Annotated in this window: 13 protein-coding genes and 1 pseudogene; 9 read left to right on the top strand and 5 right to left on the bottom strand. The window is 58.0% G+C overall.

All coding sequences use genetic code 11. The features are described from left to right. The first annotated feature begins 82 nt into the window (after positions 1-82). On the top strand, positions 83-1126 hold the full coding sequence (locus VI25_RS05075) for an LLM class flavin-dependent oxidoreductase (protein ID WP_045688549.1): 1044 nt from the start codon (positions 83-85) through the stop codon (positions 1124-1126). Between the two features lie 123 nt (positions 1127-1249). On the opposite strand, the gene VI25_RS05070 is transcribed toward VI25_RS05075, so the two are convergent. The 4 genes and pseudogenes from VI25_RS05070 to VI25_RS05060 form a co-directional block, all read right to left on the bottom strand. Then, positions 1250-2305, bottom strand: coding sequence for a T9SS type A sorting domain-containing protein (locus VI25_RS05070; RefSeq protein WP_262489922.1), 1056 nt, complete (start codon positions 2303-2305; stop codon positions 1250-1252). Next, positions 2239-2418 (bottom strand): annotated as a pseudogene (locus VI25_RS28810) (hypothetical protein); the annotation flags it as partial. The gene VI25_RS05070 and the pseudogene VI25_RS28810, both read right to left, overlap by 67 nt. A gap of 41 nt (positions 2419-2459) precedes the next feature. Next, positions 2460-5828 (bottom strand): Ig-like domain-containing protein, encoded by a 3369-nt coding sequence (locus VI25_RS28300; RefSeq protein WP_072144753.1) that lies wholly within the window; start codon positions 5826-5828, stop codon positions 2460-2462. A gap of 509 nt (positions 5829-6337) precedes the next feature. After that, positions 6338-7123, bottom strand: a complete 786-nt coding sequence (locus VI25_RS05060) for an oxygenase MpaB family protein (protein ID WP_045688551.1) — start codon at positions 7121-7123, stop codon at positions 6338-6340. 265 nt (positions 7124-7388) lie between these two features. Here VI25_RS05060 and VI25_RS28805 point away from each other — a divergent pair, with 265 nt between their 5' ends. After that, positions 7389-7679 carry a DUF2809 domain-containing protein gene (locus tag VI25_RS28805; protein WP_410503428.1) on the top strand — a complete coding sequence of 97 codons (291 nt, stop codon included), beginning with the start codon at positions 7389-7391 and terminating at the stop codon, positions 7677-7679. Positions 7680-7711: 32 nt separating this feature from the next. Here VI25_RS28805 and VI25_RS05050 read toward each other — a convergent pair whose 3' ends face one another. After that, a complete protein-coding gene (locus tag VI25_RS05050; RefSeq protein ID WP_055562327.1) occupies positions 7712-9112 on the bottom strand; it encodes an NAD-dependent succinate-semialdehyde dehydrogenase in 1401 nt (466 codons plus the stop codon). Between the two features lie 256 nt (positions 9113-9368). On the opposite strand from VI25_RS05050, the gene VI25_RS05045 reads away from it, so the two are divergent. The 7 genes from VI25_RS05045 to VI25_RS05015 all read left to right on the top strand — a co-directional run bounded on the left by VI25_RS05045 (position 9369) and on the right by VI25_RS05015 (position 14324). Next, entirely contained in the window at positions 9369-9926 is a 558-nt protein-coding gene (locus VI25_RS05045; protein WP_089331744.1) for an RNA polymerase sigma factor, read from the top strand. Positions 9927-9928: 2 nt separating this feature from the next. Beyond that, complete coding sequence (locus VI25_RS05040) at positions 9929-10810, top strand: anti-sigma factor domain-containing protein (protein ID WP_045688553.1); 882 nt, start codon at positions 9929-9931, stop codon at positions 10808-10810. Positions 10811-10917: 107 nt separating this feature from the next. Then, a complete protein-coding gene (locus VI25_RS05035) occupies positions 10918-11463 on the top strand; it encodes a heme NO-binding domain-containing protein (RefSeq protein ID WP_045688554.1) in 546 nt (181 codons plus the stop codon). 91 nt (positions 11464-11554) lie between these two features. Beyond that, positions 11555-11893, top strand: coding sequence for an arsenosugar biosynthesis-associated peroxidase-like protein (locus VI25_RS05030; protein WP_045688555.1), 339 nt, complete (start codon positions 11555-11557; stop codon positions 11891-11893). A 269-nt stretch (positions 11894-12162) separates the two neighbouring features. Beyond that, complete coding sequence (locus tag VI25_RS05025; protein WP_236704891.1) at positions 12163-12606, top strand: rhodanese-like domain-containing protein; 444 nt, start codon at positions 12163-12165, stop codon at positions 12604-12606. A 121-nt stretch (positions 12607-12727) separates the two neighbouring features. Next, positions 12728-13324 (top strand): TIGR04282 family arsenosugar biosynthesis glycosyltransferase, encoded by a 597-nt coding sequence (locus VI25_RS05020; RefSeq protein WP_045688575.1) that lies wholly within the window; start codon positions 12728-12730, stop codon positions 13322-13324. A 73-nt stretch (positions 13325-13397) separates the two neighbouring features. After that, positions 13398-14324, top strand: a complete 927-nt coding sequence (locus VI25_RS05015; protein ID WP_055562326.1) for a hypothetical protein — start codon at positions 13398-13400, stop codon at positions 14322-14324. Positions 14325-14333: the final 9 nt, after the last annotated feature.

The raw sequence follows: 14333 nt of genomic DNA, 5'->3' as shown, positions 1-14333 counted from the left end.
CTTTCAATGAGCCACTAGCACTACCCAATGACCGTTTGGGCGGCGGCCGTGGCAGCAGTTCCTCCTCGTAACTCATATCCTCATGTCTGGTTCATCACTTGCCACCCTGCCCTTGTCCGTGCTGGATTTGGCTGCAATATTGGCGGGCCACACCCCAGCCGATACGTTCCGCAACACCGTAGATCTGGCCCAGCACGCCGAGCAATGGGGCTACCAGCGCTACTGGCTGGCCGAGCACCATAACATGGCCAGCATTGCCAGCTCGGCCACATCTATTCTCATTGGCCACGTAGCAGGTCATACTTCCACCATCCGGGTAGGCTCGGGCGGTATTATGCTGCCCAACCATGCCCCGCTGGTAGTGGCTGAGCAGTTCGGCACGCTGGCTACCCTGTACCCCGGCCGCATCGACCTGGGCCTCGGCCGCGCCCCCGGCACCGACCAGCTCACGGCCCTGGCTCTGCGCCGAGACGCCCGTAGCGCGGCCAACGACTTCCCCGAAAATGTGCAGGAACTGCAAACCTACCTCTCGGCCGAAAACCGCACGGCCCGGGTGCGTGCCGTGCCCGGCGAGGGCCTCGATATTCCCATGTGGCTACTAGGCTCTAGCACCTACAGTGCTCAGCTGGCAGGCATGCTAGGCTTGCCATTCGCTTTTGCCAGCCACTTTGCCCCTACCTACCTGTACGAAGCGCTGGGGCTCTACCGGCAAAACTTCCGACCCTCGGCCCAGCAGGCCACGCCCCACGCCGTAGCCTGCGTCAACGTTATTGCCGCCGATACTGACGAGGAGGCCGAACGCTTGGCAACGTCGTTTTACATGTTTGCGCTGGGTATCATTCGGGGTACTACCCACCCCTTGCAGGCTCCCATTGCCACCATGGAAGGGTACTGGACAGAATACGAGGAAGCTGCCGTGCGGCAGATGATGACCTACGTGTTCATTGGCGGCCCCGAAACCATTGCCCGCAAGCTGGATGCTTTCGTTGCTCAAACCAAAATTGATGAACTGATGGTTGTTGCCCACATCTATGACCACGCCGCCCGCCTCCGCTCGTACGAAATCTTAGCCGAGTTGAAGGGGAAAATCCAAACCACTCCCGAACTGGCCCGCGCCGAAGCCTAGTTAGCGCAGAGTAGGTTGGTAGGCTCTACCCCATCATACTAGAGTAGACACCTGGTATATCGAAACAAAAAAGAGCCCCGGCCATGTGGTCGGGACTCTTTTTGTTGAAATGAAGAGAGCTACTTAGTGCTGCACTACCAAGCGCTTAGTTTGCACCTCCTGGCTGGTAACAAGCCGAATAAGATAGATGCCATTGGCGTAGTCTTGGGCATTCCACTCAAAGCGCAGGTGCTGGCGGTCGGTGGCTTGCCCGGTGCTAAGCAGCTTTACTAGGGAGCCTTTCAGGTCGTACACTGCCAGGCTGTAGTTGCCCTGGGGAAGAGTTGCCTCTACGCTGGTGAGGCCCTGGGTTGGGTTAGGCGCAGTAGTGAATTCAACGGCTGCGTGCTGTATAGCCGAAGTACGGGTGGGCGCCGTGGCTGGCCGGGCAGCCACGCTACCACAGCCGCCCAACTTATCGCCGTGGCTGAGGTGGGCGGGTACAGCCTGGGAGGCTATTTCCAACGTGTTGCCCTCGTGGCAGACCAGCACTTTGTCGGTATTCTTGATGCCCCGCGCATCCAGCACGGTAATCGTAACGGTGGTGCTGGCCGTGCAGCCGGCTTCATTGCGGGCCGTAACGGTCAGGGGGTAGCTGCCGGGCTGGGTGGGCGCGAACACTACGCTGGCTCTGCTAGTAGCATTCAGTGCTAAGTTTGCGCTCCACGTGAAGGTAGCGGCCACAGAAGCCGAGGCCGTCAGGCGGATGCTTTGCGGCCCGTACCCTAAGTACAAAGTGTACGCATCGGCGCCGGTGTATTCCGTAGAGCTAGGCTGCGCGGCTACAGTAGGTGCTGCCTGAGCCGGTAAGTCTAATTTACCGTCGCAGTTCCGGTCCTCACCGCACACATCTTTTGCTGTTGGGTTGATGGCTGCATTCTGGTCGTTGCAGTCGCCGGCTTGGGCAGAGTAGCCGGCCGGGGCTAGGCAAGCCGTAACCGTGGGCGCTACCGCATTACCGAATCCATCACCATCAGCATCTGCGTAGAACACGGTGCCGGGATGCACCGCCGCGTTGTTGTCGTCGCAGTCCTGGTCGGCGGGGTAGCCGTCATTGTCGGCATCGGGTACCGCTACTGTAAGAGCAACGGCGGCCGACGTAGTAGTGAGGCCTTGGTTGTCGGTGGCTTTGGCCGTGATTGAATACGTGCCAGCCTTTGCGTTCGTCCAGGTGAAGCTGTAGGGGGCAGTAGCACGGTGCCTAGCAGCGTGGTGCCCTCGTAAAACGCTACGCTGCTAATGGAGCCATCGGTATCGGCGGCGCTAGCAGTTAGCGTTACAGAACCTGGCGCAACTACCGCATTGGGGGTAGCGTCGTCAGGTTAACTGTGGGCGCTGCATTGGCGGTGACAGGAGCGCAGGAGGTACCAACTGTGTACGTGTGTGGAGAGGCCGCTGTGTTGCGCTCCAGGCCGCCGGGCCCCACCTGGTAGGTGAAGTAGATGGATAAGGTAGCGCCACTAGTTTGGTTAGGCACGGTGAAGGTGAAGTCGCCGGCCGCGTTTTTGGTCATGCCATAGCCTGGGCCGTTTACATAGAGGATAGCTAGATTACCGCCGGCTACCGTGCCCAAAGGGTGGAACGTGAACGTGACGTTGGAGCCACTTGTCACGGCCTGCCAACTGTAGTCGCCATTGCTGGCCGTGCCGCAGTAACCGCCCGCATCGCCGGGGGTAGTAGCGCCCACCGTCACGGATATTGCCGCCGAGGTGGTAGTAAGGCCGGCGTTGTCGGTGGCCTTGGCCGTGAGCGAGTAGGTGCCGGCTGGCGCGCCCGTCCAGGTATAGGTATAGGGGGTGGTGGTGCTGGTGCCTAGTAATGTAGTGCCTTGGTAAAAAGCTACTTGGCCAATGGCGCCATCTGCATCCGTAGCGTCGGCAGTGAGGGTAATGGTGGCGGGGGCAGCGTAGCTGGCACCCGTGGCGGGAGAAGTCAGGGTAACAACGGGGGGCGTAGGCGTTGGTGCTTCCCCGCATGTAGTACCCACGGTGTAGGTATGCGGTGCGGCGGCAGAATTCTTTTCGCCCCCGCCGGCTCCTACTTGGTAAGTGAAGTATACCCGCAGTACTTGGCCGCTGGTTTGGTTGGGCAAGGTATACGTGAAGTCGCCCAGCCCATTCTTCGTCATGGTATAGCCCCCGCCGTTCACGTACAGAATGGCTAGGTTGCCGCCGGCCACGGCGCCCAACGGGTGAAATGTGAAGGTAACGTTGGGGCCGGTAGTGGTAGCAGCATAGCTGTAGTCGCCACTGGCGGCGGTGGCGCAGTAGGTTACCTCGGGCAGCACCACGGGCTGGGTGTTGTAGTAGATGTTGTCAATGTAGAAATCGGTCTGGTTACTGGGGGCATCACCCGCAAACATGAAGGCCTGTTCCAGCTTCGACCAGTCGAGGGTGCCAAAGGCTTGAAGAGGAATGATGACTTCGTGCCACTGCCCGTCGCGAGCGAGGCCATACTGGGTGCTACCCGCCGGAAACTCTACCCATCCTTCTTTGCCGCCGCTGCTCACGCCTACCTTAAACTGTCCCGCGTAGGAGGTTTTGAAGTGGAACTTCAGGGAGCCGTTAGCAAAGGCTGCCAGGTTCTTTAGGTCGTTGGCAATACCAAAGCCAAACCAGCCGCCCGCATTAGCGCGCAGGGCCAGCACATTAGTGCCCTCGTAGGGGGTAGGCGATGCGATGGGCGCCAGGTTATTCCACAAGTACAGGTTCGCATCCTGACCTATTACCAACCGGTCACTTATCTGCGCATTGTCGGTGTACACGCCAAAGTTGGGCCCGGCCATCACATTGCTTTTCACCGTGACGCTGACTGGGGCCGAGGTGGCGGTCAGCTTGCCGTTGTCCGTTACTCTAGCCGTGAGCGAGTAGGTTCCGGCCGCTACCCCGCTCCAAATATAGGTATATGGGCTAGTGAAATCGGTGCCGAGAAGCGTAGTGCCGTTGTAAAAGTCCACCTTGTACACGGTGCCATCAGCATCGGCTGCATCGGCCGCCAGGGTAATGGTAGCGGGCGTGGTAAAGCTGCCGCTGGCGGTGGGAGCCGTGAGAGTAGCCGTGGGTGGGGTGTTGTTAGGGGCGGCCACAAATACCGTAATCGGAGCCGAGGTTGTTACGACTCCTTGGTTGTCGGTAGCCTTGGCGGTGATGGTGTAAACGCCCGGCGCCACGCCCGCCCAGGTAGCCGAGTAGGGAGCCGTAGTAGCCGTTCCAATTAGCGTGAAGCCACTGTAAAACTCCACCTTCGTTACCGACCCGTTGGCATCGGCGGCGTTGGCGCTCAGCGTAACGGTAGCGGGAGTTGTAATCAGCGCCTCCGTAGCGGGAGAAGTTAGGCTGACGGTGGGTGCCGGGTTGGTGGCCACGCCACCGCTATAGTAGATATTGTCCAGGTAAAAATCGGCCTGCGTGCTGGCGGCGTCGCCGGCAAACATGAACGTCTGGGTCACGGAAGCAAGGTCGCCATTGCCAAACGCCGACAGGGGAATGACTACCTCATGCCACTGCCCATCGCGCACTAGCCCGTAGCGGCTAACGCCGGCCGGGAAATCCACCCAGCTTTCCCCCGCTCCCGACTTAATGCCGAATTTGAACTGCCCCGCGTACGACGTTTTAAACTGGAACTTCAAGGAGCCGTTGGCAAAGGCCACTAGGTTTTTCACCTGATTGTCGATGCCGAAGCCAAACCAACCGCCCGCATTGGCACGCAAGGCCAGGCCTTCCTGGCCCTCGAAGGGCGCCGCGCCGGCAATGGGGGTTAGGTTGTTCCAGATGTAGAGGTTGGCATCGGAGCCGTATACCAACCGGTTGGTAATGGTTGAGCTTTCGGTGTAAATGCCAAAGTCGCCGGCAATGCTATTGTTGGTGCCCAGGTACAGTTCGTCGCCGGGGCTTTGGTAGAGGCGGATGTAGTCTACCAGCATTTGGCCGGGTAGGGGAGCTGTTATATCACTGGGGGCATAAATGCCGGTGTACTGCCCCCCCACGGCCAAGTTTAGCAGAATGTACTGTGCCTTATGAAATTCCTCTAGGTCGGCTGCATCGGCCCGCGAGATGTCGATGGCGTAGTACTCGGTGCCGTCGATGAACATGCGAATGAACTGACTATCCCAGGTCATGCGGTACACGTGGTAGTCGGCAGTCAGGTCGGTGGGGCTGTCGTAGTGCGTATCGTAGGCGGCGTGCGTGCCTCCGTTTTCCCAGTGGGTAGCTCCCCCTAGGCGGCGGTTGGTCAGCCCTGCCTGAATGGCCGCCGCCGAGCCCATTTCCATAATATCGGTTTCTCCGCTGGCGGGCCAAGTGCCACTGGCACCCAGCAGCCAAAAGGCCGGCCAGAGCCCGTTTTGCAAGTTTGGTGCCTTGATACGAGCTTCCAACGTGCCGTACTTGAATTGCACGCGGCCCAGTGTTTTTAGGCGGGCCGAGGTGAATGCCTTGCCTTGGTAGTTCTCCCGGCGGGCTTCTAGTACTAAGTTGCCATTTTCCACGCGGGCATTTTCGGGCCGGTTAGTATAGGTTTCCAACTCACTATTGCCCCAACCGCACACCCCCTGGGCGCAGCCGTCGCCCTGGTCGAAGGTCCAGGTGCCGGGGTTGATGGTGGTGCCATCGAAGTTTTCCTCCCACACGAGCTGCTGCTGGGCTCGGGCAGAAAATTGGGTCATAAAAAAGAGTCCGCAAAGCAGGGCAAAGCTGCGGATACGGACTCGTTGGGCATACTTGTAGAGCGTTCTTTTCATACGGGTGGGATGTGGGACGGAAAAATGGTAGGACAAAAGAGCAATAGACCCCCGACGGTCAGCTATCGAATCAGAGCGAAACAGGGGAGGGTACCCCGCAGCTAGTAGAGCTGACCTGGCAGGGTAGAGGCGGGTATCTTATCATACCCTCAGCCACTTAGGTGGCGGCGAATACTGCTAATGTATTGCCCTTGTGCACGCAATTCCAAGCCCTGTTTTGGCCTTTTTCGGCCCCAATTTACCTTCTTTGCCCAGTCCTATACGCTTACTGCACACGCCAGCAACCCCGCTACCTCGGCTCACAGAAGCGGGGTAGCGGGGTTGCCGTAGCGCTCGGTAGCGCTTAAAAAACATGCGATTTTGCCCGTATTTTTTTGGGTTCTGAGGTGGCCGCTAATAGGTGCCAGCACAGTCGATGCTTAGCCTTGGCGGGCTTACGCTGCCCGTGCTCTGACGGGCGCAGGCTCCAGGTCCAGTGCCTGAATTTGGGCCCGGTAGGTAGGTGGCAGCAAGCTGGTCTTTACCCACTTACTGAGGGCCAAGTGCTGGGTGTGGCGGTAGAGGGGCACTACCGACTGTAGCCAGGACGGCCCGCGTAGTTGCAAGAGGTTAAGTACCAGCGGGGGCGCTACCAGTCGCTGGCCCTGTAGCAGCAGTTGATAGCGCACCGGACCTAGGTGCTTACGGTACTGGTGGTACAAGTCGGTAGTAAAGCGGCTGTGCACTAAGTCCTGGGCTAGATGATGCTCCCGGTCGGCTAGCCAGGCGGGGTAGGTAGTAGGTAGTTCGGGAATACCCATGCGCTGCCCTACCCGGCAGAATACCTCAAATACTTCCGTGCGCTCTGGCTCAGTAAGCGGCCGGTCCAGTAGCTCAAACGCTCGGATAGAATAATCAATGAGCATGTACAGAACGTCGCGGTAGGCCCAGGCTGGAATGCTCTGGCCACGCTTGGCCTCCACTGCCCCGTGAATGGCCGCAATAGTATCAATGGCCCGTTCGGCCCCTATGCGGTCGGCAAACACAATTTGGCGTGCGTATTCCACGGTAGAGAACAAGCGGGCCAATGGGTCGGCTGGTAAGCGGCCGGTGAAGTATAGCCAATCTACTGCCTTATTTACGGCAAACTCGGCCGCTGCCCCGGCAAAGATGAACAGCACGGTATCTGCCTTACCCCAAATAGTACGAACGACTGACTGTTTTGCTACGAAGTATTCCATGCAGGTATGCGATTAGGTAGCCCAGCAACAGCGTAAGCCGCGGGTAGGTGCCTGCTTGTAACTTGTTTTAATATGTTTTCAAATAACTTTGAATTACAAAGTAAACGGGTAATCCCAAATCCACCAACTTTACTTGCGTGCTGCAAAGAAATAGGTTTGTCTACGTCCTGCTGCTATTGCTTACAATGGGGCTCGGTCTGGCTTCGCGCCGGTATGCTGTGGCCTTACCGGTGCCTACGCCGGCGACGCGCTGTGGGCCTTGCTGGTGTTTTGGTTGGTAGGCTTAGGGTGGCCGCGCTGGTCTAGTTGGCGAGTGGTAGGGGTAGCGGCTGGGTTTGCATTAGCCATTGAGCTAAGCCAGCTTTGCCATACCCCCTGGCTTATGCAGTTGCGGGCTACTAGGCTGGGCGCCTTAGTTCTCGGGCACGGCTTTCTGTGGTCCGATCTGGCGTGTTACGGGGTAGGTATCTTGGCGGGAGTGGGGTTGGAAGGCCTAGTGGGGAAAAGCAAAAGACAGCCGCCTAGTCTTCCGCCCTCAATGGAGGCAGAAAACTAGGCGGCTGTTGTGGCACTCGTCTTTGGGAAGGGCTACTCCACTTTTTTCTTGGCTTCGGGCTTCTCTTCCTTCGCCACCCAAATAGACTTCTGGTTGACAAACTCCCGGATACCTAAGTGGGAAAGCTCACGCCCATAGCCTGACTTCTTGACGCCTCCAAACGGCATCTCCGGCGCCGACTTTACCATGCTGTTTACAAAAACAGCCCCGGCTTCTACGCGGCGCGCCAGCTCTTGCCCGCGCTTTGCGTCGCGGGTCCAAACAGAGCCCCCCAGGCCGAAGCGCGAGTCGTTGGCGAGACGGATGGCATCGTCGGCGTCTTTGGCTTCTAGAATGATAGCCACTGGCCCGAAGAACTCCTCCACGTAGGCGCGCTGCCCCGGCTTCACCCGGCTTAGTATCATGGGGCGGAACAGGGCGGTGCCCGGCTCACTTTGGCCGCCGGGTAGTTCTACTTTGGCGCCTTGCTTCACGGAGTCCTCCACTTGCTGGGTTAGCTCATCGGCTAAGTCGGGGCGGGCAAGGGGGCCATATTGGGTAGCTTCGTCGAGGGGGTCACCGGGGCGAAAAGCCAACAAGTGGGCTTTCATCTTGGCAACGAACTCTTTTAGGATAGATTTCTCGACGATGAACCGCTTAGCGGCAATGCAGCTTTGGCCGGAGTTAATCATGCGGGCCTGAGCTGCCGTTTTGGCGGCCAGTTCTAGGTCTGCATCGGCCAGCACAATAAAGGCATCGGAGCCACCTAGCTCCAGCACTGTTTTCTTGATTTCCCGGCCTGCCGTGGCAGCCACTTGCGCGCCGGCCGGTTCCGAGCCGGTAAGGGTTACGGCCCGCACTCGGTCATCCTCAATAAGTTTACTTACCAAGTCGGAGCCGATAAGTAGGGTTCGGAAGGTAGCGGGCGGAAAGCCTGCATCATGGAAAATCTTCTCAAGCGCCAGGGCGCACTGTGGTACGTTGGAGGCGTGCTTTAGCAAGCCCACGTTGCCCGCCATGAGGGCCGGAGCCGCAAACCGGACTACTTGCCAGAAGGGGAAGTTCCAAGGCATCACGGCCAGCACTACCCCAATGGGCTCGTGGGCGATAAAACTGTGCTGGGCTTCCGTTTTTATTTCCTCATCGGCCAAGAACTGCTCAGCATGGTCGGCGTAATAGTCGCAGCACAGGGCACACTTTTCTATTTCTGCGCGACCGTCCACTACGGGCTTGCCCATTTCCACGGCCATGAGGTGTGCCAGTTCTTGCTGACGCTCCCGCAGTAAGTCGGCAGCGCGGTGCATACGCTCGGCTCGATGAGCAAAGGAGGTAGTGCGCCAGGTGCTGAACGCCCGGTGAGCCTGAGCAAGCACTTGTTCTGTTTTCGACCAACTAAATGCCCGGAAGCGGCGCTCTACGCGTCCTGTGTGAGGGTTGAAGGATTCAATTGCCATAAAGTAAATCGGGGAAGGAAGAAGGCGGCAGGACTTGCCGGGTAGGTAGCACGTGCTACGGCTAGTTGGCTACGGGCAGCACTAGCCCGGCAATGCTACGTGCAACATCGTATTAGTGCAGTTCGTAGCACAAGGGCCGCATTCTGTGGTAGTACATTTTGGTTTGCCGTGCGCCGGAATAAAGGCGAATAGTGTACTTTCGTCCCATCCGCAAGGCATTTTTTTCTACGCACCTTGTTTCTCTTAGTTGCTGCCTGTGTCTGCTACTACTCCCGAGTCTACTGCTCCTGCCACCGAAGACCTGCTCGTGCAACGCCTGCGCGACCGGGATGAGGGAGCCATGACCATCTTCTACGACAAGTACTCTTCGGCCCTCTACGGTGTGATTCTGCGAATCGTCAAGAAGGAGGAGCTAGCCGAGGATGTGTTGCAGGAAGCCATGGTAAAAATATGGCATGCATTTCCCTCCTACGACGCCGGAAAAGGGCGTTTGTTTACGTGGGTAATGAATGTGTGTCGAAATTTAGCCATCGACAAAATCCGGTCTCGACAGTACCGCGTAGGTAGTCGTACGCAGCCAATAGAGGAAAGTGCAGCGCTGCGCCAGGCCGCCGAACCCACGTTTCGGCCTGAGCACATTGGTCTGCAGGAAATGACGCGCCAGCTGAATCCGGAGCAGCGGCAAATTGTTGACCTGCTTTATTTTGGTGGTTTTACCCAAAGCGAAGTGGCAGAAGAACTCAATCTTCCCCTGGGAACGGTGAAAACCCGTGCCCGGGCGGCTATTAAAGTACTTTCTAAACTGATTCGGTAATCGTGAACATTCAGGAATATATCGAATCGGGTATCCTTGAGGAGTATGCCTTGGGTGTACTCGATGACGCTGGCCGCACAGATGTGGAGCGGCTGGCCGCCCAGCATCCCGAAATTCGGCAGGAACTGGACGAAATCATGCATGGCCTTGATGCCTATGCCCAGGCGCACGCCGTAACCCCGCCGTCCGGAATGCGGGAACGGGTGCTCACCGGGTGGCAACAAGCCATTCAGAAGCAGGAGGCTCCTGTTTCGCCTATGACGGTGACGTCAGCCCCCGCCGCCGCGCCAGCACCTGCCGCGAGCGACGAGGCTGTAGTCCGCCAGATGCCTGTGGCCGACACTTCTGCGGCCGGGCGTACTCGGTGGTTGGTAGCGGCCTCCGTGGCCCTACTGGTGCTGAGTGCTCTGGGAAATTTCTTATTGTACAACCGCCTTCGTGAAACCGAAGCCAACTTGGAAGTAGCCCAAACGGAGCAGTCTCGCTACGCCGCTACCCAACAGGCTACGCTACGAGAAAGCGATGAGCGGGCTCGTCAGCTCTCCATTCTGCGCGACGAGCAGTTCCAGCCAGTAGAACTGAAGGGTACGCCCAAAGCCCCTGATGCGCTGGCCCGAGTATACTACAACGCGCGGACCAAAGCCGTGTACATGGATGTGCGCAACCTGCCTGCTCTGCCTGCCGGCAAGCAGTATCAGCTCTGGGCCCTCGACAATGGCAAGCCGGTGGATGCCGGTGTGCTGGCCGCTAACACAACCGCTGGCGACACTATTCAGCAGATGAAGGACATTGCCAGCGCGCAGGCCTTTGCTGTAACGGTGGAAGACGCGGGTGGTAGCCCCACACCCACGCTGAGCACCATGACGGTGGTAGGCAACATCTAAGCCTACTGTTGAGTAAGGAGAAGAGCGGACCACGTGGAATGGTCCGCTCTTCTTATTTTTGGTCAGGATGAGGTGCTTGCCGTACCATCACAATTGCTTGCTCTGCCGTGCACGGAACCATATTTTCTCTTCTAAAGCGCTACGTTCAAACCCAGTACGACCACAGTACATGGGTACGGCTAGTAGAACGGGCAGGCCTAACTGCGGAACAGTTTGACCATAAGCATGTGTACCCCGATGAGCACATGTATGCGCTGGTAGGGCATGCCGCCGAGATGACGGGCATTCCTGCTCACGAGCTACAGGAAAAGTTTGGGGAATACCTCGTGCCCGACCTGATGTACATGTACCAACGCCTGCTGCAGCCGAACTGGACTACGCTTGATATGCTAGAGCATACAGAGGGAACCATGCATCGGCAGGTGCGTGCCGAGCACGTAGAAAACTCCCCGCCCGTACTGCACGTAACGCGCCTCTCGCAGAACGAACTGCTAATTGACTACGTCTCGGAGCGGCGCATGGGCGCGTTGGCGGTAGGCATTGTGCGGGGCGTGGCCAAGTACTACGACGAAGCCGACCAGATTGAAGTGGAGCCTACTACTAGCGAGGATGGGGCCCATGTGCGCATTCGGGTGCGCCGCACGCCAGCGTAGTCCTTGGCCAAGTATAGACTTCCCAACCCTTTTTCTTTTCCACTCACACATTCATTTCTGACTCCGCGTAGCGTTCGATAACCTTATCCTCATGGAAAAAAGCACCTACTATAACCCCGCCGACCTAGCTAAATTTGGTAACATCACCGAGTGGCAAGCCGAAATGGGCAACAAGTTCTTCTCTTACTACGCGGAAGTGTTTAAGGAAGGAGCCCTCACGGAACGCGAAAAAGCCCTTATTGCCCTGGCCGTGGCGCACGCCGTGCAATGTCCCTACTGCATTGATGCCTACACCTCGGACTCCCTACAAAAAGGCGCCGATGAGGCTCAGATGATGGAGGCAGTGCACGTAGCCGCCGCCATCAAAGGTGGTGCTGTACTAGTGCATGGCGTACAGATGATGAATAAGACCAAAGAAATGACCATGTGAGCAGAGCGCGGCGGGTGACAGTCAACGCCACACAACGTTGTTGCGCACCGTCGCTCGCCGCCGCTGGCTTGGAATGAAGTTATTTCTTCTGCTCCCAGCCCTTGCGAGCTAGCCGCCTTTTATAGCACCTCGCCACGCGCAGTAGAAACTTGCCGCAGCATGGGTGGTGTTCTCGTGAAGTAAGCCGGAGTAAGTAACCCGGCCGGAGCGACCCTGCATGTGGGGAGAAGCCCACGAGGCGCAAATAGAGACGATTGACTACGAAAGTCGTGAAATACAGAACTAGAACCGGACCCCGCGTGGTGGGAGCCATGCTATTGCTAGTCGCGTTAAGCACTGGCGCTTGCGGGCAGAAACCTACTGGAAAAGAGCTGACCATGACGGCTTACGACCGAATGTTGAGCGTGTTGTACAAGCAGACGGTGCCCACCGTGCGGCCCGCCTCGCTTGCTACTACTCTGCGCCAAGCACCAACCAGCGTGTTGCTACTGGATACGCGTACTCCCGCCGAGTACCAGGTAAGCCACTTGCAAGGCGCCCAACTAGTAGACTTTGATTCCTTTAAAGCCACCGACTTTCAGAACGTGCCGCGTACGCGCCCCGTGGTGGTGTACTGTAGCGTAGGGGCCCGAAGCGAGCAAGTAGGAGCCAGTTGCGCGCCCTGGGTTTTCAGAACGTGCAAAACTTGTACGGCGGCATCTTTCAGTGGGTAAACGACGGTCTTCCGGTTTACAATAGTCAGGGCGTTACTACGAAGGTGCATCCGTACTCGGTGTTGTGGCGGCCCTGGCTCAAAAGTGGAACAGCGGCTTACGAGTAGGCGGCTTTGTTTATATGAAACACCTGTTGATGTTTGCCCGCTACCCCGAGCTAGGGCGAGTGAAAACCCGCCTAGCTGCCGGAATTGGAGATGAAGCCGCCCTAGCTGTATACCGGGAATTGCTGGCGCACACCCAGACAGTGGCCGCGCCAGTTTTTGCCCGCAAATGGCTGTGGCTAGCCGAAGCAGGTCCCACCGCCGACCGCACCGACCCCTGGCAGGGGTATGAAGCGCGGCCCCAGCCCTCCGGCGACTTAGGCCACCGTATGCACACGGCGTTTGCGCACGCCTTTTCCGAGGGTGCCACCCAAGTTGTTATCATTGGTACCGACTGCCCGGGCCTTACTACGGCTCACCTCACGGAAGCGTACGCGGCCCTTACCACCCACGATTTTGTGCTAGGCCCAGCTACGGACGGCGGCTACTACCTGCTGGGAATGAAGCAGCTGTGGCCCGATTTGTTCTTGCATAAGCAATGGAGTACCGATTCGGTGCTCCATGATACGCTGGCGGATGCTACTCGCTTACACCTCCAGGTTCATTTGCTCCCCGAGTTGCGAGACGTGGACACGGCCGCTGATTTGGCTGCCTGGCGCGGTGCGGGTACGTAAGTTGGGTGCAACACTGGGGTGCAGTTTACGCGTATGTTAGGGGGCAGTATTCCTACTGCCGTCTATTCTGCGTATGTACCTTCCCTCACATGTGGCCCTTCTTGGTAGTGTAGTAGTAGCTACGTGCCTGGCGGGTTGCTCTTCCGACAGCAAAAAGAAAGTAGCGCCAAAACCATACGTACCTACCGACAACGTGCTGACGCACCGTGGGGGCGTATTTCGGCAGCAGTGGGCCATGGATAGGCTGTGGGAGGACGGCAAGGCCGAAGTAGCAACCTATGCCGCCACTCGGGTAGTAGATGGTGAGCCCCGCCAGTTCGAGCACACGCAAATTACGGTTAAGGAGGAATTCAACCAGCACTACAACGTCAAGACCGACGACTACCAGCGTAAGGACAACTTTCCGGTGATGAAAGTAAACCAGTTCTGCGCCATCCCAACCGACAGCTACCCCTACCATTTTCTAACCTCCTTATTCTTCCGGCGCGACCAGCCGGCCATGCTGCACAAACTCACCACCTCGTCGCAGGAGTGGTGTGGCAATACCTTTAAGGCTATTACCGATGATGGGCTCCAGTATACCCAAGCCTATAACTCCTATTGGGATGGGCAGGGGGCCGGGCGGCGCCAGCTACGCCGCGAAGTGCTATTTGAAGATGCGCTGCCCTACACGTTGCGCAGCCTGCGTTTTGCTCCCAACCTTAGCTTCACATCGCCTATCTACGAGCTACAGCAAACCAGCCAAGCCAACGTGCCCGTGCTGTACCAAGCTCGCATACGGGTAGAAGAAGCCCTCACCACCGATGCGCCCCAGCCCGCCTGGCGGGTAATTGTTGCCCTGGCCCCGCAGAAGCAGAACGTATACTGGTTTGCCAAGGAATATCCTAACCTGCTGTTGCGGCAAACTACTTGGGACGGCCGCACCTTGTCCTTGAAGCAAGTACGGCGCTACGCTACTGGCCCCAAACTCCGTCTGCCACTCGGCCCACTGATTCGGTAGGGGAAAATG

The organism is Hymenobacter sp. AT01-02 (assembly GCF_000961955.2).
Lineage (GTDB): Bacteria > Bacteroidota > Bacteroidia > Cytophagales > Hymenobacteraceae > Hymenobacter > Hymenobacter mucosus.
This window is presented reverse-complemented; position numbering and strand designations above follow the sequence as displayed.

Bases quoted from the DNA above. Each gene is read 5' to 3' on its own strand.
- VI25_RS05075 (WP_045688549.1), top strand. From the start codon at position 83: ATGTCTGGTTCATCACTTGCCACCCTGCCCTTGTCCGTGCTGGATTTG.
- VI25_RS28300 (WP_072144753.1), bottom strand. From the start codon at position 5,828: ATGACCCAATTTTCTGCCCGAGCCCAGCAGCAGCTCGTGTGGGAGGAA.
- VI25_RS05060 (WP_045688551.1), bottom strand. From the start codon at position 7,123: ATGGAATACTTCGTAGCAAAACAGTCAGTCGTTCGTACTATTTGGGGT.
- VI25_RS05050 (WP_055562327.1), bottom strand. From the start codon at position 9,112: ATGGCAATTGAATCCTTCAACCCTCACACAGGACGCGTAGAGCGCCGC.
- VI25_RS05030 (WP_045688555.1), top strand. From the start codon at position 11,555: ATGGAAAAAAGCACCTACTATAACCCCGCCGACCTAGCTAAATTTGGT.
- VI25_RS05020 (WP_045688575.1), top strand. From the start codon at position 12,728: ATGAAACACCTGTTGATGTTTGCCCGCTACCCCGAGCTAGGGCGAGTG.
- VI25_RS05015 (WP_055562326.1), top strand. From the start codon at position 13,398: ATGTACCTTCCCTCACATGTGGCCCTTCTTGGTAGTGTAGTAGTAGCT.